This window comes from Phenylobacterium sp., assembly GCF_030697925.1.
In the GTDB taxonomy this organism is placed as follows: domain Bacteria; phylum Pseudomonadota; class Alphaproteobacteria; order Caulobacterales; family Caulobacteraceae; genus Phenylobacterium.
In genome coordinates, this window is record NZ_JAUYOJ010000041.1 from 1 (window position 1) to 19,098 (window position 19,098).

Sequence of the window (19,098 nt, forward strand, 5' to 3'; positions counted from 1 at the left end):
AGCCGCCGGATCTGATAGGCCTCCTTGTTGTGGCCCCGCTGGATCGCTTCCCAGACCTGTTCCTGGCGTTCGTGGTCGGGACCGACGGAGAAGGCCATGAGCTGGTCGAGGGTCATGCCATCCTCGGCGTAGACCTCGAGAAGCCTGGGCGAGACGGACGCCAGGCGCAGGCGCTGGCGGACCACCTGCACACCGACGAAGAAGGCTGCTGCGATCTCCTCCTCGCTCTGGCCCTTCTCGCGCAAGGCGAGGAAGGCGCGAAACTGGTCGAGCGGGTGCAGGGGCGCGCGCTGGACGTTTTCGGCCAGGCTGTCCTCCTCGGCGATCCCGTCGGTGCGGACGACGCAAGGCACGGGCGCGGTGCGGGCCAGGCGCTTCTGCTTCACCAGCCGTTCCAGCGCCCGATAGCGGCGACCACCCGCCGGAATTTCGAACATGCCGGTCTCGGCGCCGTCGGCGCCCCGCACAGGCCGCACGGTGATGCTCTGCAGCATCGTGCGCCGGGCGATGTCCTCGGCCAACTCCTCGATCGAGACCCCGGCCTTGACGCGCCGGACGTTCGACTGGCTGAGCACCAGCTTGTTGAAGGGGATGTCGCGCGAAGCGCTGAGGACGATCTTCTGAACTTGAGTCATGGGAAGGCTCCATGACGGGCCGGCCGGGAGATCATCTCTCGACCTTCAAGCCCGTCACGAAGCTCCCCACCCCTCTCTTCCTCTGCGGCCCATCCGCAACCCCGGCGGCGCGGGCCGGACGCGCGTCACGCGGCGGCCGGCCGGAAAGCCAGGAGATAATCCGCGGCCTTCGACGCGGCGCCTGAAGGCGCTGGAGGACGAGAACGCCATGTGCCCCAGCAGCGGCTTCGCGTGCTCGCCGAGCTGACGTTCTGCGTGGATGTAGTTTTGGAAGCCACCGGCAGCGGCCGCCAAGTCTAGGGCGCGGGCGTATTGCAGACCTTGCTGGGCCTTCAGGGCTCTGCCGTAGCGTTTGATGCCATTGAGCGTGGTCGGTCGGATAGGTCCATTGGACATACCAGTTCTCCTGGCTCTTTACGAAACGGCGCCCGCCCACGGCTTCTCGAGCCCGAGCACGACATGAATGGGAGGAAGATTTTCAGGGCAGTTGCTGTCAACAGCTTCGCTGCGGCGGGCGGCGGGTTCCTGCCAGGGGAACCGAGAGACTCTTCTACCCCGCGACCGGCTTTGGGCAAACCGCCACCCGCCTGTAGGTTCGGTTGGAGGTCCCCATCACGCTTTCATCATTCGCAGTTCGACCGCGGAGCTATGAGATTTGGCAACCCCTTGTCACACCCGATTGCGCCAGTGGTCGTAGAACCGGACATCTTCTACGTCCTGCTTGTCCCGGATTGGCGACCTCATGAGGTATCGCCCTTCCAGGGCCTTGCACCGGGCCTGCTCGATCATCTCCCGACGCTCCATCGCATCGTGCGGCTTCCGGGTGACGTATTTGAGTACGCTATGCCCCGTGCGGATCGTCTCGCGCGCCGCGCCGGCGGGCTCGGCGGCTGGAGATGGATTCCTTTCAACGCCTCGAGTTTGCCCGACCTTGAGATACCGCCGCCGTCGCCGATCTGGGTGATGTTCAGCGCCGACGCGGAGGTCGCGGCGGCCGTAGAGGTTTGGCGACGCGATCAGGTGCTGACGCCCTTGCACGTCGGCGTCGGCGGGGTTTCTGCTGATCTCGACCTCGGCGAATTGACGCCCGATCGGCTAGTACAGCACTGTCGGCAAAGTCTCGCGCAAGCACGTCTCGTCGAGCCTGACCTCGATATCGCACACGCGTTGGAGGCACTTGACCGTTGGCTTGTCCCGCCATCGGCGCCGTCACCGCTGACGTTTGCTTCTCACAACGTCAGCGCTCCGAACGAGATGGTGCTGCTCTCGGAAGGGTATCAGCTCAGCAACGGTGCGCCTGTCGAGGGAGAAACGGCCGACGACAACTATCTCGCCGCCATCGCGGAGTCGGCACGACAAGTGCGCCAGCTCCGCAATGAGGCTGGATTTCCGCGCGCGTTCTTGGCTGATCCACCCAGGCCGGACCTGATTTTGTTCGCGCCCGCCATCTATCCCCATCTCGAGAGCGCGCTGGCCCCGTTCCGCGCTCAAGCTCCGCCGGGCTTAATGAGCGCAATTCGATTGATGCGGCGGCAACGCCAATTCGTGTTTGCGCAGGTGACCGACGAGGTCGCTGCGCAGCCCGGCTTTGGAGGCGCGCTTGCCCTGCGCGGCCGGGAACTCAAAACGCAGGCAGCCGCCATAGGGCTGCGCGGCGCATCAACCGTGGCGGCGACGATCAGGTTCCCGCCCAGCGTGAACCGAGCAGCGGGGGCGGTAGGGGTGCTGGCCAACCACCTTCGCCAAGTGGATCGTCCCCGGCCGGTCAAGACCGCACGCGTCTTCAAAGCCGTCCAAACGGCGCTCACAAATAGTATCGCCGCTGACGCCCTCGACCTGATCCGCGGCTCGCAGTCTGGTCTGAAGATCTTCGCAGACGCACCACTCGAATGGCTTCCGGTTGACGGACTGCCGCTTGGTCTCCGCTTTGATGTCTCACGCATCAACGCTACGCCTGGTGCACTGACATTCGGAGAGCTTCCTGCGCCGCGGACCCTCTATCTGGCGCCAGAGGCGTTCCTCGACTTCTTGGTCGTCTCCTCATTTGGGGCCCACGACCCCATCCGCGACCACCTGCGACTAGCCATCGAGGCGTTGGCGGAAACGGCCGGCGTTCGGTTTAGGGGCCGCTTCGTCGATGTGCAGTCTGAAGCCGAGATGGTCGCCGCCCTCAACGATTTTGAAGGCCCCATCGCGATCTTCGATATGCACGGCTCCCATGAGGATCACGTCGGCGTGCTTCAGGTCGGGCCCGACCGTGTCGACGTCTGGGGGCTGCGAACGCAGATCCGGGTGCCGCCAATCGTCGTGCTAAGCGCATGCGACACCCACCCTGCGGACCGTTCACACGCCACGGTGGCAAACGGATTCATTCATTGCGGCGCAAGGACCGTGCTTGGAACTCTGCTGCCCGTCCAGTCTATGCAGGCGGCTGCTCTGATCGCCAAACTGCTGCTGCGAGCTGTCGTCTACACGCGGGCGAGGATAGACGCTGGTCGGGCCGTGCCCTGGTCGGCGGTGGTTGGCGGCACCTTGCGCATGATGTTGGTGGCGGAGACTGCCCGAGGGCTCGCACAAGCTGGGCACATCGCGAATGAGGCCGCGCCCGGACTGCAGTTTCTCGGGAACGAGCTCATCCTCCGAGGGCAGCGCGACTGGTTCGAACAGGTGGTGGCCCGCTATCGTGCGGCTACCGGCCTGGGCGAGGTCCAATGGGCTGCATTCTTTGGCGATCTGCTCGCAGGCTCGGAGGCGGTTCGTTACGTTCAGGTGGGAAACCCAGAGACCATTGTGGTGACGACGGGTGAGCTCATGGACCAGGTGTATGGAGCGTTAGCTCAGCTGTAGAATCGACCCTGGCGGAGCGTGGGGCCGGCTCAGATCAGTGCTCTTGTGTCATTGAGGGTGAATGGCTCTCAATCGGCGGCGATCCGCGCCATCAAGCGGGTGGGTCGGCCGCCGGAGGCGCGGTAGGAGGCGCGGCTGTCGCTAGCGCCATGAAGACGTGGCTGAGACGAAAGGGATCCGTGATGGTCGCCTTTCTATGGTGCGTCTCAAACACGGTCGCGCCGGATTCAATCTCCCAGGCCTCCGTTGCCACGTCACCATCGGGCAACGGCAGGCAGGCCAGTTGTTCGCGGCAGCGGCCGATGCTCGCCCGTATGGCCTCGGCTTCCGCTTCGACGCTGCAGGTTACCAAGCCGCACATCACCCCTCGCGCCTCTTCCCTCCCATAAGTTCCAGTCAGGAACCTCACGATGCCCTTATTTCGATAGGCGCTTCGACAGCCGTGCGTGCCCTGCAGTTTCTTGAACTCGAGCGTAAGGGCAGCGCTGCCAGGTGCCGGATAGTGGTACTCAACATCGGTTCGCCCGACGGCCTTGACCCTGCCCGCACGGCGGCGTGTGACGGGGCGCTCCGCGTGGAATCGTCCGCCTATCCCGCCAGCGCGGCGTCGGTTTGGGTCATCGAGATAGTCCGCTAAGCTCTTGGTGAGCACCGGTTCTCGCTCGCCTGCATGGTGGACGCGCGGAAAGAGCGTCACAAGTTCGGCCCAGCTGCGCGCGACATAGCCGACGACCTGCTCCACGGCGCTATCGGGGAAGCAGCTCAGCCAAGCAGGGTCGGGCGTGCCGACGATGTCCGTCACGCCGCCTCCGGGGCGCGTGCCGCAGCTCGAATCTGCTGCACCAGGCGGTCCGCGTCGGCCAAGGCCGCTCGTTGTAGCCAGAAGCGAGCCCGAAACGGTTTGATCAGCCGAACCGTACGCCCCGACGCGACCGTGATATGCGGCAACGCCATCATCGACATGCTCTCAGCATCCGCTGCGCGCGCCGCGAGGCTATCCTCAATGGTCCGCACGAGCTCGTCGGTCTCGGCTTCGCGCACGCGCCCCTCGGTCCTCGCGGCGGATTGTTGTTCCCCGAGGCTGATGGTGGCCGCCGCCAAGAGCTGTCGCTGGTCGAACGCCACCGACACGTCGATCGCGCTGCCACCGCCGAGGCCGTCCCGCCAGGCCTCCAGGCTTGTCTGCAGAACGCGGGCATAGGCTTCGAGGTCGTCGTGGCTCGGGCGCCGAAGCAAGGGCGTCAGTAGGTCAGACGGATCGGTCGAAGACGGCTGAATGGAAGGTGCGACCCTCTCCACCATCTCCTTGACCAGCACCCTGTCGTCGTCGCTCAGCTGGAAATAGTCCAACACGAGCGCGTCCAGCCGCCCCTTCTGCAGCGAATAGGCGTTGTCACGAAAGCCCTCCTCAGTGGCGGAGAGCGTCTCAAAGATTCGACTTACCTCGTCCAGCACAGCGTAAGCTATGTCGGGAACTGGGTGGCGTTCGGGCCGTACGAACGGCATCGCTAGCAATTCCGATTTGTGAAGCTTGGGGCGCTCGCCGGCGACGGTGTGGCTGCGCAGGATCATCAGGTAGTGGGCCAACGGCGACCGCAAGTAGGCGGCCAGAAACTGCAGCAGGGACCTGTCTGCCTCGACGCCGCCAATGGCCTTCAGAGAGTGCCGGAACGTGAACGGCGCCTCGCTATAGAAGGCTTTCACGCCTGACTCTGGGTTCACTCCATCGGGCCATATTACCCTAGGTCCCCGATAGAGGGCGCGCTCCCCAAAGAATGCAATACGGGCGTCGGCGTCTCCCGGGAACGGTTGCAAGGCTCGCTGTTCATCCAGGATGACGCTGCTCACAGGGATGGCGCGCGCATCCAGGTATTTCATCTCGCGAAGATCGCCGGCGTCTGTGCCTGGGTAGTCTTTGTACGGCGCTACCCACCCGGAATTGCAGAGCCAGGCGGATTGGCGCGCGCTGCCCCGGCCGATCAAGTCCTCGATTCGTCCTAGCCGTTGGCATTTTCTGTACAGCGCAACGTCATGCTCCGTCCCCCAGTAGAGAAGGCCGAACAGCCGCTCTTCTGAGTAGAACGTGGCAGCCGGCAACGTCATTCGGTCGTCGCTGTGGATTGCGAGCCGTCCAAAGGCCAGGGCGACATCGGCCTTGGGGGCCAGGTACTCGATAACCTCGCCATGGCCGGGGGTGAGTTCGCCGGCCGCGATGGCTGCCCGTTGTGCGGGGTCCCGCGCGACGCCCGTTATCACGGCAAACGGGTGCTTCGCGCCTGGGAAGATCAGGCGGCGCATATCGGCGAAATTCACGACTTGCTCAACCCGCATCCACTCGGTGAGGTCGCAGCGGAAGTCGTTCGCCCGCTCGCCGACGATCAGCCTGACCGGCAGCACCAGAGCGATCCTGCCACCTGGTTTGAGGCATTCGAGAGCCCGGAACGTGTAAGCGATCGCGATCTGACGGTAAGACAGCGACGGCGGATCGGCCAGCGATGCCATCCAGGGCTCATAGGTGGTCGTTTCCCCGGCACTGGGCTCCCGCCAGGGCGGATTGGAGATCACCAGGGAGAACCGCCCACGGGTGGCTGCTACAGAATTGGCGGCGAAGATGTCGCCGTCTGTTGGACCGGCCCGCAGGTTGGTGCCGATTAGATTCGGCAGCGTGCCGCCGCGACGCTGGATCTCCACTAGGTCGGATGGCTGCAACTCGGAAAGCAGCGCGAGATAGAGACTGAAGGCGGTGAGGCGGCAGGCGTCGAGGTCGATGTCGCTCCCGAAAATGCTCGATCGGAGCAGGTCGCGCCGTTCTTCGAACGTCAACGGTCGCTCATCTCGCTGTTCGGCGACGCGCAGGAGGTGGCGAAAGGCGGTCGTGAGAAGAATGCCCGAGCCACAGGCGCCGTCGAAAATCGTCTGAGCCAGCGGATCGGCCACGCCGGCGAATGCTTGCTCAACGACGTACACCGCCAAGTGACGCGGTGTGTAGTAGGCTCCGAGCTCGCGCTGACCAGGAAGCCGCCTGGCCCCATCGCCACCGCCGCTCGGCTGCGGCGCGATCAGGCCCTTTGTCGCGAGGAAGGTCTGGTAGATGCCTGAGATCAGTTCGATCGGGATCTCGGAGAAATCATAGCCCCAGAAGCTTCGTTGCCCCGTCTGCAGGTCCGTGCGCTTCAGAAACTCAGCCAGCGCCTGGAGCGCCGCCCCCGGCAAGTCCCAAAACTCGGCGTCCGTGTCGGTTGCGGGATTGAGGAAATCGCCGTTGAAGTCGTTCCGCAATTGCGTGAACAGGCGCTCCAGGCCGTTCCTATCCGCGCCTGAGACCAGAGCTTCCAGCGGAGCCACTTGATGCTGGGCGCGGTAGTCGTCTCCGACGATCCCTCGCTGCTCCAGAAAGCTGACAAAGATCGCCTTCGCGAGGGCGTGGCGCGCCTCGTCTTCGGTCAGAGCTGTGGGGCCGCACAGTACCTTGAGCAGGGCGACGATGTTCTCGAGCAGCGAATTGTCCACGCGCAGCTTCGGGTCAAACCATCGGCTGTGTCGTTCCCACGCCCGCCCCGAACTTAAGTCCGCCTGAGACCACGGCCCATCGTTCGCGGCGTTCGCCGCGGGAACGGCCTGAGGCGTAGCGCTTGGGTCGAGAACGGAATGGGCCTCAATGCTGTCGGCGCCCAACACCAGGACGAGGCTGGCCAGATTCTGATTCCACAGTCTGCGGCAGAACCGGCGCAGAGCCTCGCGACGATCGCCATCGTGGACAGGCAGATCGGCGGCGTCGACCAAGCACGCCAGCGGTGCCCCCCCATGCATGAACACGGCCGACGCTCCCGCCTCGCCGGGGCGGGGCGCGAACATCCGGCGTATCTCTGGAGCGAACGGATGATCGGTGGGAACGTCAGCCGCGCGACGGACAAGCGCCTCTTCTCGTCGACCGTAGCCGAGCGTGAGAATGTGCTGCTCGAAGCCGTCCATTGACCCTCCGTCCATGGTCCGACGACACTAGACGCAACCGGAGCTGGTCACAATGCAGGGCCCTACCGAAAAACCGTATAGCACTAATTTTCCATATAATATGGAAAATTAGTAGCTATATCAGGTTGAGTGATGTTTGTTGCCGTCATGGTCGATAGCCGATCCGCGAGGCAGCCAAAGCCTCCAGCCCATCAACCGCCGGGAAGCCAGAGCATCTCGGCCGCGCGGCGGCGGCGGTTCGCGTTTCTCGAAGCGGAGTTGTTTTGGAAGGGCGAGGTCGGCCGAGAGGTGCTCAGCACTACTTTCGACCTCACGCCCAACCACGTGACGGACGACCTCGCGACCTACAAGGCGACGTGCCCATCCAATCTCGTGTACGACGAGCGCCGCCGCCGCTATCGCCCTGGGCCGCGATTTCGCCCCCGCTTCATCGCTGCAAACCCTCAGCGCTACTTGGCCGAGTTAAGGGCGCGTGCCGAGAGCCTAGGGCCCGCCGCAGGCGGGATGGCTTCGGTCGAAGTCGTCCCTGATCCAGCCGGCGCGGTCGATGTCGATCTGCTGCAGGCGGCGACGCGTGCAATACACTCTCGAACGGCGTTGAAGATCACCTACCAGTCGCTCACCACGGCCGATCCAACGCGTCGGCTGATCTTTCCCCATGCGCTTGCTCACAACGGGCGGCGCTGGTTCATGAGGGCCTACGATACCCTGCGCGGTGACTTTCGGGATTTTGCGCTCGCTCGCGTCCTCACTGTGACACGCGATCAGACGCCGGCGCCAGAAGAGACAGACTTGGATTGGGACCAGCGGCTTCCCGTCAGAGTGCGACCCAATCCGCGGCTCCATCCTTTTCAGTGCGACATCGTCGCAAGGGAATATGGAATGCGGCGAGACGGGGAAGGTTGGCTTTGGGAGGTCCAGATAAGGCGCGCCATGGTCGTCTACTTCCTAGACCTCCACAGCCTTCGATCCCAGGCGCGTGAAGAAAGCCCCGACCGGAAGCCCCTCGTTCTCGAGAATTATCAAGACATTCAAATGGCGGATTGGTCGCTAGGTCGACGATCGAATGGGTCATCGGTCGACTAGGTTCGTTTGAGACGCTCGTGCCGCGACGCACCATCGACAGACGTGCTTCGTCACGCGGGCGCGATGAGGGGTTCCGTCCGCCTTCCTCTTAGTTTGAGGGATGAGTCACTGAAGCCTCCGAATCAGCCTGACACGCTTGTACGTCGGGGAACGATCATGCAGGGGCCGGCGCGCGAGCGTCTCGACGTCGACCGCGTCGCCGCGATCCTGGGCCGCGCTGGCGGGCCAGCCATTCGCGCGCCGGAAAAGCGCCGGGCACTGGCTCGGCGATGCAGACTTAGGGCTACCCCCCGGTACCCCCATTGGAGCCACCCTGGAGGACGCTACTCCAGGGTGGGCTTCCTGTGAAATGTGCGAAGTGTTCGGCGTCCGGCCGCCCTTGCGGACCGGCGCGATGCGTTGCTGCGCTCGCGGCCTCAAAGAGGGACGGCTACCCAGTGAGCGACGTTTCGTCGCCCTGGGCCATGGTGGCGTAAAGCCGCTCCATCTCCGCATCGAACTCAGCCCACAGCCTCGCTCCCTCGTCGGGCGGGAGCGCGTCCTTGCCAAACCGAAAAGCGTTGTCTTCCCGAATGATGGAAAGCGGCTCCCTCCACGGCATCGACGTCGCTGATTTCACAAGCGCCAACGTGGCATGCAAGCGCGACCGTATGACGGCCGCAACCTCCTCACTGGGGGCTTCGGCGACGCACGACTCGGTTGCGAAGAGATCAGTTTGAACGAGCAACATCCGCTTCACCGTAGCACCATCGGCTTGATTCGCGCCTAGAGTGGCCGACCTCACAACCGCGACATTTAGACCGTGACCTGGCGCCAAGACCGACTACCTGAACTCGTGCGTGCGATCTCCGGCCGTCCGCGGCACGAGGCGCTGCGCGGTCATATCATAGAACTCCTGCGGTCGGGCTTCGGTGCCTCCTACGAAGACATCGCGCACGAAGTCTATCTGCTCGACAACACTGGCCGCATCGACACCCTCTGGGGCGCAACCGTTATCGAGCTGAAAAGCGACCTGCGGCGGGAGATTGGGGACGTTCTCGCCCGCATGCCCGCCTACATCGCAGACGCCGCCGCGCGCACCCAAAGCAGCGCGCCGGTGACGGGGGTCGCGACCGACGGCGCCACCTTCATTGCCTACGGCCTGCGTGACGGAGAATTGCACGAACTCGCGCGCTATACGACCGATCCGGAACGTCCGGACGAGCTGATGGCCTGGCTTGAGCCGCTGCTGTCCGACCGTCCGGATCTCATCCCGGCGCCACGCATTGTCGCCCAGACCTTCGGCCGTGGCAGCCTGACCTTCGCCGGCGCCCGTGTGGTGCTCGATGCGCTTTGGGCGGAGCTGCAATTCGATCCGGAGGTTCGCCTCAAGCGTGACCTCTGGGATGGACTGCTCCGCGAAGCCTACGGCGAAGACGTCGGCGGCGATGCGCTATTCCTCCAGCATACCTACCTGGTCGTAGTGGTGAAGGCGATCGCCGCGCGTGTGCTCGATCTTCCGGTGGACGATCCCGAGGCGCTGCTCTCGGGCCAGGCGCTGGTTGATGAGGGGATCGTCGGTGCGGTCGAGGCGGATTTCTTCGACTGGCCGCTCAAAACTCCGACCGGCACCGACCTCGTCCGCCAGATCGCGACACAGGTCGCGCGCTTCCGGTTGCGGGATGTCGAAGCGGACGTGCTCAAGGTCCTTTACGAGAGCCTCGTCGACCCCGAGGAACGGCACGATCTTGGCGAATACTATACGCCAGACTGGCTCGCCGGCCGTATCGTCGCCGAAGCCGTCAATGCGCCCCTCACACAACGGGTCATCGACCCGGCCTGCGGCTCCGGGACGTTTCTGTTCCACGCTGTGCGGCGGCTGATCGCGGCCGGGAACGCCGCCGGCTGGCCAGCGCCCGACATCCTTGAAGCCTGCGCGGACAAGGTTCGTGGTCTCGACGTGCACCCAGTCGCCGTCACGCTGGCGCGGGTGACTTGGCTCCTGGCGCTCGGTGAACTGGTGCTCGATCGTCCCGCTAGGCTGACAGTGCCGGTGTTCCTTGGCGACGCCCTTCAATCGAACCTGCGGCGCTACCTCGATCGCTCCGACGTACTGGTTGAGGTGCCAAACGAGCAGCCGTTGCAAGTTCCCACCGGCTTCGCCGAGGACCAGGCACTCTTCGAGCAAGGCCTCGACGTGCTGAGTCAGGGATTGCGTGACGACGCCACCCCGGAGGCTGTCGGTCGACAGCTCCTCCGGATTTCCGGCGCGGCGCCCGCGGATGCAGACGCGCTGACCGGAACATTCGCGCGGCTTCAAGCGCTCTACCGCGCCGGCCGCAATGGGATATGGGTCTTCATCTTCCGCAACCTGGTCCGTCCGGTCTGGCTCTCGCGACCAGAGCAGCGCGCCGATGTGCTGGTCGGCAATCCGCCTTGGATCGTCTATCGCCATCTCAGCCCGGCGATGAAGGATCGGTTGCGCGAGGGCCTGGAAGGCTACGGACTCTGGCTTGGCGGCAACTTGGCCAGTCAGCAGGACATCTGCGCCCTGTTCTGGGCGCGCGCCGCTGAACGCTACCTTTCGACCGGGGGCCGGGTCGCCTTTGTTTTGCCCTACGCCGTGCTCAACGCACCGGTGTTCGCCGCCCTGCGCGCCGGACGCATGAACGAAGTCCAGGTCGGTCTCACGGGCGCGTGGGCTTTGGAACGGGTCTGGCCGATCTTCGGAGCCCAGTCCGGCAGCAGCACCACCAGCACCTGCGTCCTCTTCGGCCGCCGGGATTTTGAAGGCGCGCCGCCTCAAGAGATTGATCGGTGGGAAGGTCACCTGTCACGGCGTGATGCGGGTGAGGCCGAGGCCGCGCGGAACCTGACCCACACGCGCATACCCTGGCCGCGACCTCGAACCCTGATCGGTGAGTCCCTCTACCGCTCGCGTTTCCGCAATGGCGCGACGATCTATCCAAGGCGCTTCTTCATCGTCGAGGCTGAACAGACCGGCCGGCTCGGCGGTCGGCGCGACGCGCCGCGGATGCGGGGACGGGCTGGTATCCTGGACAAGTTACCCTGGACCGAGGTCGAGCCGCCACGTGGGCCAGTCGAGACGCCATTCCTCCGCCAGCTCGTCCTCGGCGAGTCATTGGCGCCCTATCGCCTGTTGGAGACGGTGACAGCGGTCGTACCTCTCGACGGCGCGCGTCTGTTGGACGCGGCTGGCGCCGCAAGTGCGGGACACCGCCATCTCGCCGCGTGGCTACGTGACGCGGAGGAGAAATGGTCTGAGCGCAGCAGCAAGCGCGCCGATGGTCGAACCGCCATGACGCTGTTGCAGCGCATTGACCACATGCGGAACCTGTCTGCCCAAGCCGGCCCGCCCACGATCCGCGTCCTGTACACCAAGTCTGGAACGCGTCTGAGCGCAACGACCATCATCGGCGGTGATACGCTGGTGGATCACATGGCGTATTGGGCGCCCGTACGCTCTCAGAACGAGGCCAACTACCTCACCGCCATCCTCAACAGCAGTATCGTCCTGGGGAAGATCTCCGAGTTCCAGCCTCATGGACAGCGCGACAAGCGACACTTCGACAATCTCGTCTGGACCCTGCCGATCCCAGAGTACGACGCCGATGAGGCGCTTCACCGCGATCTCGCCGCAGCAGCTGCCCGCGCGGAGGCGGTCGCAGCTTCTGTCGACCTATCCCAGGCGCGCCATTTTACGGCCAAGCGCCGCGCTATTCGGGAGGCGCTGGCGCAAGACGGAGTGGCAGCGGAGATCGAGGCGCTGGTCGACGCGCTCTTGCCGCCATAGTGAGCTTTTGGCGCGTCGCGGGGCTCAGTGGGCACCCACAAAGGAGCGTCTTGATGGGACGCCCTGCTCGAGGCCGCGGTGCCGGCCGAGTGTCCGGTGTCAGGTGCAGATTGGGGCCTGCTTATGGGCGCCCGGCGAACCTAGGCGGCACTTTTCGATCAAAATTGGAGCCGGTGGCCGCGAGATCGACTTCCACTCGCACAGAATCCCCCGACTAAACCCCCGACTAAAGCCGATTTCTAGCCGGGGGCGGTGCGCAAGCACCGCTCCATCGTATTGTTTTTCTTGAAGAAATTGGCGCGCCCGGAACGATTCGAACGTCCGACCCTCAGATTCGTAGTCTGATGCTCTATCCAGCTGAGCTACGGGCGCGCACCTGCCTTGCGGCGAGGGCGCGGAACCTAGTCCGGGCGGCGGCGAAGCGCAAGCCAGGGACGATGGGAAATTTCAGGGGTCATTTTGAGAGCAGGTCGCGCCAGGTCGGGACGTCGGTTCCAAGCCAGGGCGTAGCGGCGTAGACGGCCCTCGCCACGGCCCGGGCCAGGGCGTCGGCGGCGAGGGCGCCGATGCGGGCTATGGCGAAGTCGGCGTCCTGCGGCAGGGGGCGACACGCCGTCGAGAGCGCGAAGACCACGTCGCCGTCGAAAGGGGCGTGGATGGGGCGGATGGCGCGGGCCAGACCGTCCTGGGCCATGACCGCCACCCGCTTGGCCTGCGCCGGAGTCAGGGCCACGTCGGTGGCGACGCAGGCGATCGTGGTGTTCATCCGCGCACGGGGGTCGGCCTTGGCCAGGCCCCAGTCGTCGGGCGCGGCGCGCAGGCCCGCGGGGCCCAGGCCGCCGAACTCGTCGCCCATCTCATAGGGGGCGGCCCAGAAAGTGCGCCCGCCCGGGGCGACCACGGAACCGAACGAATTGACGGCGACCAGGGCGCCCACCGCGATCCCGTCGGCGGAGATCAGCGAGGCCGAGCCTGTCCCGCCCTTCAGGCTTCCGGCCATGGCGCCGTAGCCCGCCCCGGTGGTGCCCAGCTCGAAGTCGAGGCCGGCGCTCACCACCGCCTCGCGGCCCAGGCGGCGGTAGGGCGGGTCCTCGCCCCAGGCCTTGTCGCCGCCATTGGCCAGGTCATAGAGGATGGCCGCGGGGATGACCGGCGACTTCGGCACGCCGGGCTGGACCACGAGGCCATAGCCGCGGCCCTGGGCCCCGAGCCAGGCGGCGACCCCGTCGGCGGCGGCCAGGCCGTAGACCGAGCCCCCCGACAGCACGATGGCGTCGACCGCCTCGACGAGGTTCTCAGGCTTGAGTGCGTCGGTCTCCCGCGTACCCGGCCCGCCGCCGCGCACATCGCAGGCCGTCACGGCGCGGTCGTCGGGCAGGATGACGCTGACCCCGGTGCGGACGGCGGCGTCATGCGCCTGGCCGACCTTCAACCCCGGCACATCGGTGATCAGGTTGCGCGATCCGGGGGCTGCGGCGGCTATTTCGCTCATGAAGAACGGAAAGCACGGCTTGGCGTTTGTTGTCCACGCGCGCCGACGTCTATGGTGTGGCTTTCCTCCCCCGCCTTTGCATGTGGTCCTTCGTGTTTCAGCTCAATCGTCTCGTCGGCTTGGCGCTCGCCTTGTCGGTCTCGGCCTGCGCCACCGCTCCCCAGCAAGCCGCCACACCCCCGACCGGTCCCAAGGTCATGGTCGCCGCGGCCAATCCGCATGCGGTTGAGGCCGGACTGAACGTGCTGCGCCAGGGCGGCTCGGCGGTGGACGCGGCCGTCGCGGTCCAGGCGGCGTTGAGCCTGGTGGAGCCGCAGAGCTCGGGCCTGGGTGGCGGCGCATTCCTCACCTACTACGACGCCAGGACCCGCAAGGTGACCGCCTTCAACGGCCGCGAGACCGCCCCGGCCGGGGCCACGCCCGAGCTGTTCCTGGACGAGGCGGGCAAGCCCCTGCCCTTCCGCGACGCGGTGATCAGCGGCCGGGCGACCGGAACGCCGGGCGCGGTGGCGATGCTGGCCATGGCGCAATCGGCGCACGGCAAGCTGGCCTGGAACCAACTGTTCGGCGACGCCGAGCGCCTGGCCGACCAGGGCTTCGTGGTCAGCCCCCGCCTGGCCGGCATGATCGCGAGCCCCTTCCCCCAGGTCGCGACCCCCGACGCCAAGGCCTATTTCACCAAGCCCGACGGCGAGAAGTACAAGGCCGGCGACGTCCTGAAGAACCCAGCCTACGCCGCCACGGTGCGCAGGATCGCCGCCGAAGGCCCGAAGGCCATCCTGGAGGGCTCGATCGCCGAGGCCATCGTCGCCAAGGTGGCCGAGGGCCCGCGGCCGGGGACGCTCAGCCTCACCGACCTCAAGACCTACAGGCCCAAGACCGGTCCCGCCGTCTGCCGCCCCTACCGCATCCATGTGGTCTGCGTGCCCGCGCCGCCGTCCAGCGGGGCGGCGCTGCTGGAGGCGCTCGGGATCCTGGAACACACCGACATCGCCTCGCGCGGCCCGGCCGATCCCCAGGCATGGTATCTGTTCGCCCAGGCCAGCCGGCTGATGTACGCCGACCGCGACCGCTATTTCGGCGACGCCGACTTCGTCGAGATGCCGGTCGCGGGCCTGCTCGATCCGGCCTATGTCGCCGAGCGCGCCAAGCTGATCGGCGAGACCGCCGGCCCCGCCCCGGCCCCGGGCAAGCCGCGCGGCGCGGGGGTGCGGGCGCCGGACGCCACGCTGGAGCCCGCCGGCACCTCGCATTTCGTCGTCGTGGACGCGGCCGGCAACGTGGTCTCCATGACCACCACGGTGGAGAGCATCTTCGGCACGGGTCGGATGGTCGGCGGCTTCTTCCTGAACAACCAGCTCACCGACTTCTCGTTCTCGCCCGCCAACCCCGATAAGACCCCGGCGGCCAACGCCGTGGCGCCCGGCAAGCGACCGCGCTCGTCCATGGCGCCCACCGTGGTCCTGGACCGTCAGGGGCGCTTCGTGGCGGCCATCGGCTCGCCGGGCGGCAACTCGATCCTGGCCTACAACCTGAAGGCCCTGGTGGGTGTGCTGGACTGGAAGATGCCGATCCAGGCGGCCTTCGACCTGCCCAACCTGATCGCCCGCGGCGACAGCTACGCCTCCGAGCCCGCCAAGTACGCGCCGGGCGTGGTCGAGGCCCTGGCCGCGAAGGGCGTCAAATTCACCGGCTTCGGCGGCGAGGGCTCGGGCCTGCACGGGGTCGTGAGGACGCCGCAAGGGCTGGAAGGCGCCGCCGATCCCCGCCGCGAGGGCGTGGCCAAGGGCTTCTAGACCTCGGAGCTGGGCGCGCGGCGCTTCTTCACGGCCTTCAGACGCGGTGGGACGCCCGGTAGACGCAGTTCAAACACCGAGCCCTCAGGCCCGGTCTGGGCCAGGGAGAGGTCTCCGCCGTGGCCGACGGCCAGCTCCCGGGCGATGGCGAGCCCGAGGCCGGCCCCGCCCGGACGGGTCGAGCCGGCGAAGGGCTGGAACAGCCGCTCGCGGGCGCGTTCGGAGACGCCCGGCCCATTGTCGGCCAGGTAGATCAGGCTCACCCCGTCCTCCTGGGCCAGCGAGACCTGCACCTGGCCGGGCGTCGTGCGGCCTTCCTGCTGCTCGACGGCCTCGCGGGCGTTGCGCATCAAGTTGACCAGGATGCGGTGCAGCTGGTCGGGATCGGCCGTGACCCGGTCGGCCGGGTCGACGCCGCTGACCAGGCGCATGCGGTCGGAGAACCGCGCCTCCTCGGCGGCGATCTCCAGGGCCGGCGCCAGCAGCAAGGGCCTGGCGTCCGGCGCGGCCTCCTGGGTCTTGCCGTAGGTCAGCACGTCGGAGGCCAGCGTCACGGCGCGGTCCAGGGCCCGCTCCAGGCGCGGCAGGGCCTGGGTCACCTTGGGGTCCTTCAAGGCCGCCAGCCGCTCCGACGCGATCTGGGCGCTGGTCAACATGTTGCGCAGGTCGTGATTGATCTTGGCCACCGCCTCGCCCAATGCCGCCAGCCGGGCGCGGGAGGCCAGCGCGGTGTGCAGTTCGCCCTGCATCCGGCCCAGCTCCACCTCGGCGCGGCCGATCTCGTCGCGGCGACCGGAGGGCTCGATGCGGGCCGCGGCGTCCTCGGGATCGGCGGCGAAGCGCTCCATCGAGCGGGTGATCCGCTGCATCGGCCGCACCAGGAAGAAGTTCAGCGACAGATAGACCAGGCCGCCGGCGAAGGCCGAGACGAAGGCCATGACCGCCAGCAGCCGCCACAGATAGCGCGTCAACTCAGCCTTCAGGGCCGCGTCGGGGGCCACCACCTCGATGAATTGGGCGTCGTAGAAACGCGGTTCGGCGATCACCCGGACCATGCGGCCCTCGCCGCCGCCGGACAGGGTCTGGAACGGCGCCGACAGCCAGGAGCCGAGCGCGCGGTCGCGCAGGTCCACCAGGTAGGGCGTCCGCGCCAGCCGCGGCCCCGGCACCTTCAGGAAGCGGTTGCCGTCATTGTCGAGGATGGCGACGGTCTGGACCCCTGCGCCCGCGCGCAGCTTCGAGGCGAGCGCCTCGCTCATCACCTGGTCGGGGTCGACATCGGTGGCCAGGGAGGCCAACTCGGCGGCGCGGACCCGGTCCAGCAGCCACTGCTCCTCGAAGGCCGCCAGGGCCGCGGGCACGGCCATGGCGCCGGCGCCCGCCACGAACAGGATGGTGAGGATCAGCAGACGCGCCGAGAGTCCGCCCGGCCAGAAGAAGCGGCGCCCGGGCGACCTGATGGGCGGCTGGGGAATGGGGGCGTCCGCCATGACGACTCCCCCGTTACTTCACTGAGAACGGTTCGGCAACGAAACGCGCCCCGCGCGGGAGCGAAGCTTAACCGGCGCCGACTGCCTGGGCGACCGATGCGAAGCCGTCGGCGCGCAGGCGTGCGGCCAGGTCGCGCTTGATCCGCGTGACCAGGCCCGGCCCCTCGAACACCATGGCGGAATAGAGCTGCACGGCCTGGGCGCCTGCCCGGATCCTGGCGTAGGCGTCGGCCCCCGAGCCGATGCCCCCGGCTCCGATCAGGGCGAGACGCCCCGCGGCGGCCTGCCGGAACTGCGCCAGCATCTGCGTCGAAAGGCCGGTCAACGACGCGCCCGAGAGCCCGCCCGCCTCCCCGGCGTGGCGCGAGGCGAGCGGCGGCCGGGTGATGGTCGTATTCGAGACGATGATCCCTGCCAGGCCGTTGGCGACCACGGTCTCGACGATGGCCTCGACCTCGCCGTCCTCAAGGTCGGGCGCGACTTTCAGGAACATCGGGACAAGGCCTTCAATCGGCAGGCTGTCGCGGGTGGCGGCGAGGCGGCCCAGCAGCTCCTCCAGCGCCGCCTTGGTCTGCAGGGTGCGCAGGCCCGGCGTGTTGGGCGAGGAGATGTTGATGGTGAAATAGGAGGCCAGGCCCCAGAGCCGGGTCAGGCCGGTGATATAGTCGCCGATGCGGTCCTGCGCGTCCTTGTTGGCGCCGATATTGGCCCCGACGATCCCGGGGCCCCGCCGCGCCAGCCGCGCGGCGAAGGGCTCCAGCCCCTCATTGTTGAAGCCCATGCGGTTGATTACCGCCCGGTCTTCGTTGAGCCGGAACAGGCGCGGGCGCGGATTGCCGGCCTGCGCCAGCGGGGTGACCGTTCCGCACTCCACGAAACCGAAGCCGGCCCGCAGCATGGGACCGAACACCTGGGCGTTCTTGTCGAAGCCGGGCGCCAAGCCGACGCAGTTGGGCAGGGAGAGGCCGGCGACCTCAGTCGCCAGGATCGGATCGTCGCGGCCGGCGCGCGGCCCCAGCCCCGCCCGCAGGGCGCGGATGGTGACGCCGTGGGCGTCCTCGGGATCGAGCACGTGCAGGAGGCGGGCGGCGACGTCGTGAAGGATCACACCAGAGCTCCCAGCATCGGAACCCCGTCGGCGTCCAGCGGCGCCTCGGTCACCGATAACACCTGGGAGGCCGTCAACGACCCATAGAGATGCGGAAAGAGGTGGCCGCCGCGCGACGGCTCCCAGCGCAGGGCCTCGCCCAGGTCGCCCGCCTCGATCTCCAGGACCACCAGGTCGGGCTGGCCGGCGAAATGGCGCCGGGCCGTCTCCGCCGCCTGCACGCCCGTGGAGAAGTGGATGAAGCCGTCGGCCAGGTCGACCGCCGAGCCCGCGAACTGTCCCGCCGCCTCGGCCTGGTTCCATTCGGCGCGCGTCAGGATCTTGTAGATTCGGCCCACGCTCAGTCCTTGGGGAAGAAGAGGCCGTCATAGGACGGGCGGCCCGCCGCATCGAACAGGAACACCGCCGCCGCCGAGGGCGGGAACGCGCCGTGGGCGCGGGCGATCAGGGTCTGGGGCGCCGAGCCCTCGGCCAGCAGGCGGATGGCCAGGTCCTGCAGGCCCGGATTGTGGCCGACGACCATCACCGTGCCCGAGGTCTCGCCCGCCGTCTCGGCCAGCTCGCGAACGGTGGATTCCTCGGCGTGATAGAGCGCGCGTTCCACCCGGAAGGCGGCCTTCGGGAAGGCGGGCGCCGCCGCGGTCCAGGTCTCCCGGGTCCGCGCCGAAGGTGAGACCAGCACCAGGTCGGGGACCAGGCCGAGGTCCGCCAGGCGCTCGGCCATCGCGGCCGATTCGACGGCGCCGCGGTCGTCGAGCCGGCGGTCGAAGTCGTCGCCGCTGGCGGCGTCGCGCTCGGCCTTGCCGTGCCGCAAGAGGATAAGCCGGTCCATGAACGCTTCGCCGCGCCCCCCCTACTTGCGAACGCCCCCAGACGCGT

At 67.1% G+C, this 19,098-nt stretch carries 13 protein-coding genes and 1 tRNA gene; 4 read left to right on the top strand and 10 right to left on the bottom strand.

Annotation, left to right across the window (positions count from 1 at the left end; all coding sequences use genetic code 11):
- Positions 1 to 635, bottom strand: a 635-nt coding sequence (locus Q8Q88_RS04770) for a ParB/RepB/Spo0J family partition protein (protein ID WP_305674056.1), incomplete at its 3' end; no start/stop codon positions are given.
- A gap of 687 nt (positions 636 to 1,322) precedes the next feature.
- On the opposite strand from Q8Q88_RS04770, the gene Q8Q88_RS04775 reads away from it, so the two are divergent.
- Positions 1,323 to 3,482 (top strand): CHAT domain-containing protein, encoded by a 2,160-nt coding sequence (locus Q8Q88_RS04775; RefSeq protein WP_305674057.1) that lies wholly within the window; start codon positions 1,323 to 1,325, stop codon positions 3,480 to 3,482.
- Positions 3,483 to 3,573: 91 nt separating this feature from the next.
- Here the strand turns inward: Q8Q88_RS04775 and Q8Q88_RS04780 are convergent, their stop codons facing one another.
- The gene (locus Q8Q88_RS04780) at positions 3,574 to 4,284 is read right to left on the bottom strand and encodes a hypothetical protein (RefSeq protein WP_305674058.1); all 711 of its coding nucleotides are present in this window, start codon (positions 4,282 to 4,284) and stop codon (positions 3,574 to 3,576) included.
- Positions 4,281 to 7,454: an N-6 DNA methylase gene (locus Q8Q88_RS04785; RefSeq protein WP_305674059.1), complete on the bottom strand. Its 3,174-nt coding sequence runs from the start codon at positions 7,452 to 7,454 to the stop codon at positions 4,281 to 4,283. The genes Q8Q88_RS04780 and Q8Q88_RS04785 overlap by 4 nt, the downstream gene beginning before the upstream one ends.
- A gap of 132 nt (positions 7,455 to 7,586) precedes the next feature.
- On the opposite strand from Q8Q88_RS04785, the gene Q8Q88_RS04790 reads away from it, so the two are divergent.
- On the top strand, positions 7,587 to 8,540 hold the full coding sequence (locus Q8Q88_RS04790; RefSeq protein WP_305674060.1) for a YafY family protein: 954 nt from the start codon (positions 7,587 to 7,589) through the stop codon (positions 8,538 to 8,540).
- A 430-nt stretch (positions 8,541 to 8,970) separates the two neighbouring features.
- On the opposite strand, the gene Q8Q88_RS04795 is transcribed toward Q8Q88_RS04790, so the two are convergent.
- Positions 8,971 to 9,270, bottom strand: coding sequence for a hypothetical protein (locus tag Q8Q88_RS04795; RefSeq protein ID WP_305674061.1), 300 nt, complete (start codon positions 9,268 to 9,270; stop codon positions 8,971 to 8,973).
- A 72-nt stretch (positions 9,271 to 9,342) separates the two neighbouring features.
- Between Q8Q88_RS04795 and Q8Q88_RS04800 the strand changes: the two genes are divergently transcribed.
- The gene (locus Q8Q88_RS04800; RefSeq protein ID WP_305674062.1) at positions 9,343 to 12,333 is read left to right on the top strand and encodes an N-6 DNA methylase; all 2,991 of its coding nucleotides are present in this window, start codon (positions 9,343 to 9,345) and stop codon (positions 12,331 to 12,333) included.
- A 295-nt stretch (positions 12,334 to 12,628) separates the two neighbouring features.
- On the opposite strand, the gene Q8Q88_RS04805 is transcribed toward Q8Q88_RS04800, so the two are convergent.
- Positions 12,629 to 12,705, bottom strand: a tRNA-Arg gene (locus Q8Q88_RS04805).
- Between the two features lie 82 nt (positions 12,706 to 12,787).
- Positions 12,788 to 13,825, bottom strand: a complete 1,038-nt coding sequence (locus Q8Q88_RS04810; RefSeq protein ID WP_305674063.1) for a P1 family peptidase — start codon at positions 13,823 to 13,825, stop codon at positions 12,788 to 12,790.
- Between the two features lie 80 nt (positions 13,826 to 13,905).
- Here Q8Q88_RS04810 and ggt point away from each other — a divergent pair, with 80 nt between their 5' ends.
- Positions 13,906 to 15,621: a gamma-glutamyltransferase gene (gene ggt / locus Q8Q88_RS04815; protein ID WP_371129809.1), complete on the top strand. Its 1,716-nt coding sequence runs from the start codon at positions 13,906 to 13,908 to the stop codon at positions 15,619 to 15,621.
- Here the strand turns inward: ggt and Q8Q88_RS04820 are convergent.
- The 4 genes from Q8Q88_RS04820 to Q8Q88_RS04835 form a co-directional block, all read right to left on the bottom strand.
- Positions 15,618 to 17,111: a HAMP domain-containing sensor histidine kinase gene (locus Q8Q88_RS04820; protein ID WP_305674064.1), complete on the bottom strand. Its 1,494-nt coding sequence runs from the start codon at positions 17,109 to 17,111 to the stop codon at positions 15,618 to 15,620. The two genes, ggt and Q8Q88_RS04820, sit on opposite strands and share 4 nt — an antisense overlap.
- Positions 17,112 to 17,178: 67 nt before the next feature.
- Entirely contained in the window at positions 17,179 to 18,219 is a 1,041-nt protein-coding gene (locus tag Q8Q88_RS04825; protein WP_305674065.1) for a quinone-dependent dihydroorotate dehydrogenase, read from the bottom strand.
- A complete protein-coding gene (locus tag Q8Q88_RS04830; RefSeq protein ID WP_305674066.1) occupies positions 18,216 to 18,557 on the bottom strand; it encodes a DUF952 domain-containing protein in 342 nt (113 codons plus the stop codon). The genes Q8Q88_RS04825 and Q8Q88_RS04830 overlap by 4 nt, the downstream gene beginning before the upstream one ends.
- A gap of 2 nt (positions 18,558 to 18,559) precedes the next feature.
- Positions 18,560 to 19,051 (bottom strand): histidine phosphatase family protein, encoded by a 492-nt coding sequence (locus tag Q8Q88_RS04835; protein ID WP_305674067.1) that lies wholly within the window; start codon positions 19,049 to 19,051, stop codon positions 18,560 to 18,562.
- Between the last annotated feature and the right edge of the window lie 47 nt (positions 19,052 to 19,098).

Coding starts and splice junctions, on each gene's coding strand:
- Q8Q88_RS04810 (WP_305674063.1), bottom strand. CDS start 13,825: ATGAGCGAAATAGCCGCCGCAGCCCCCGGATCGCGCAACCTGATCACC.
- Q8Q88_RS04820 (WP_305674064.1), bottom strand. CDS start 17,111: ATGGCGGACGCCCCCATTCCCCAGCCGCCCATCAGGTCGCCCGGGCGC.
- Q8Q88_RS04795 (WP_305674061.1), bottom strand. CDS start 9,270: ATGTTGCTCGTTCAAACTGATCTCTTCGCAACCGAGTCGTGCGTCGCC.
- ggt (WP_371129809.1), top strand. CDS start 13,906: ATGTGGTCCTTCGTGTTTCAGCTCAATCGTCTCGTCGGCTTGGCGCTC.
- Q8Q88_RS04785 (WP_305674059.1), bottom strand. CDS start 7,454: ATGGACGGCTTCGAGCAGCACATTCTCACGCTCGGCTACGGTCGACGA.
- Q8Q88_RS04835 (WP_305674067.1), bottom strand. CDS start 19,051: ATGGACCGGCTTATCCTCTTGCGGCACGGCAAGGCCGAGCGCGACGCC.
- Q8Q88_RS04790 (WP_305674060.1), top strand. CDS start 7,587: ATGTTTGTTGCCGTCATGGTCGATAGCCGATCCGCGAGGCAGCCAAAG.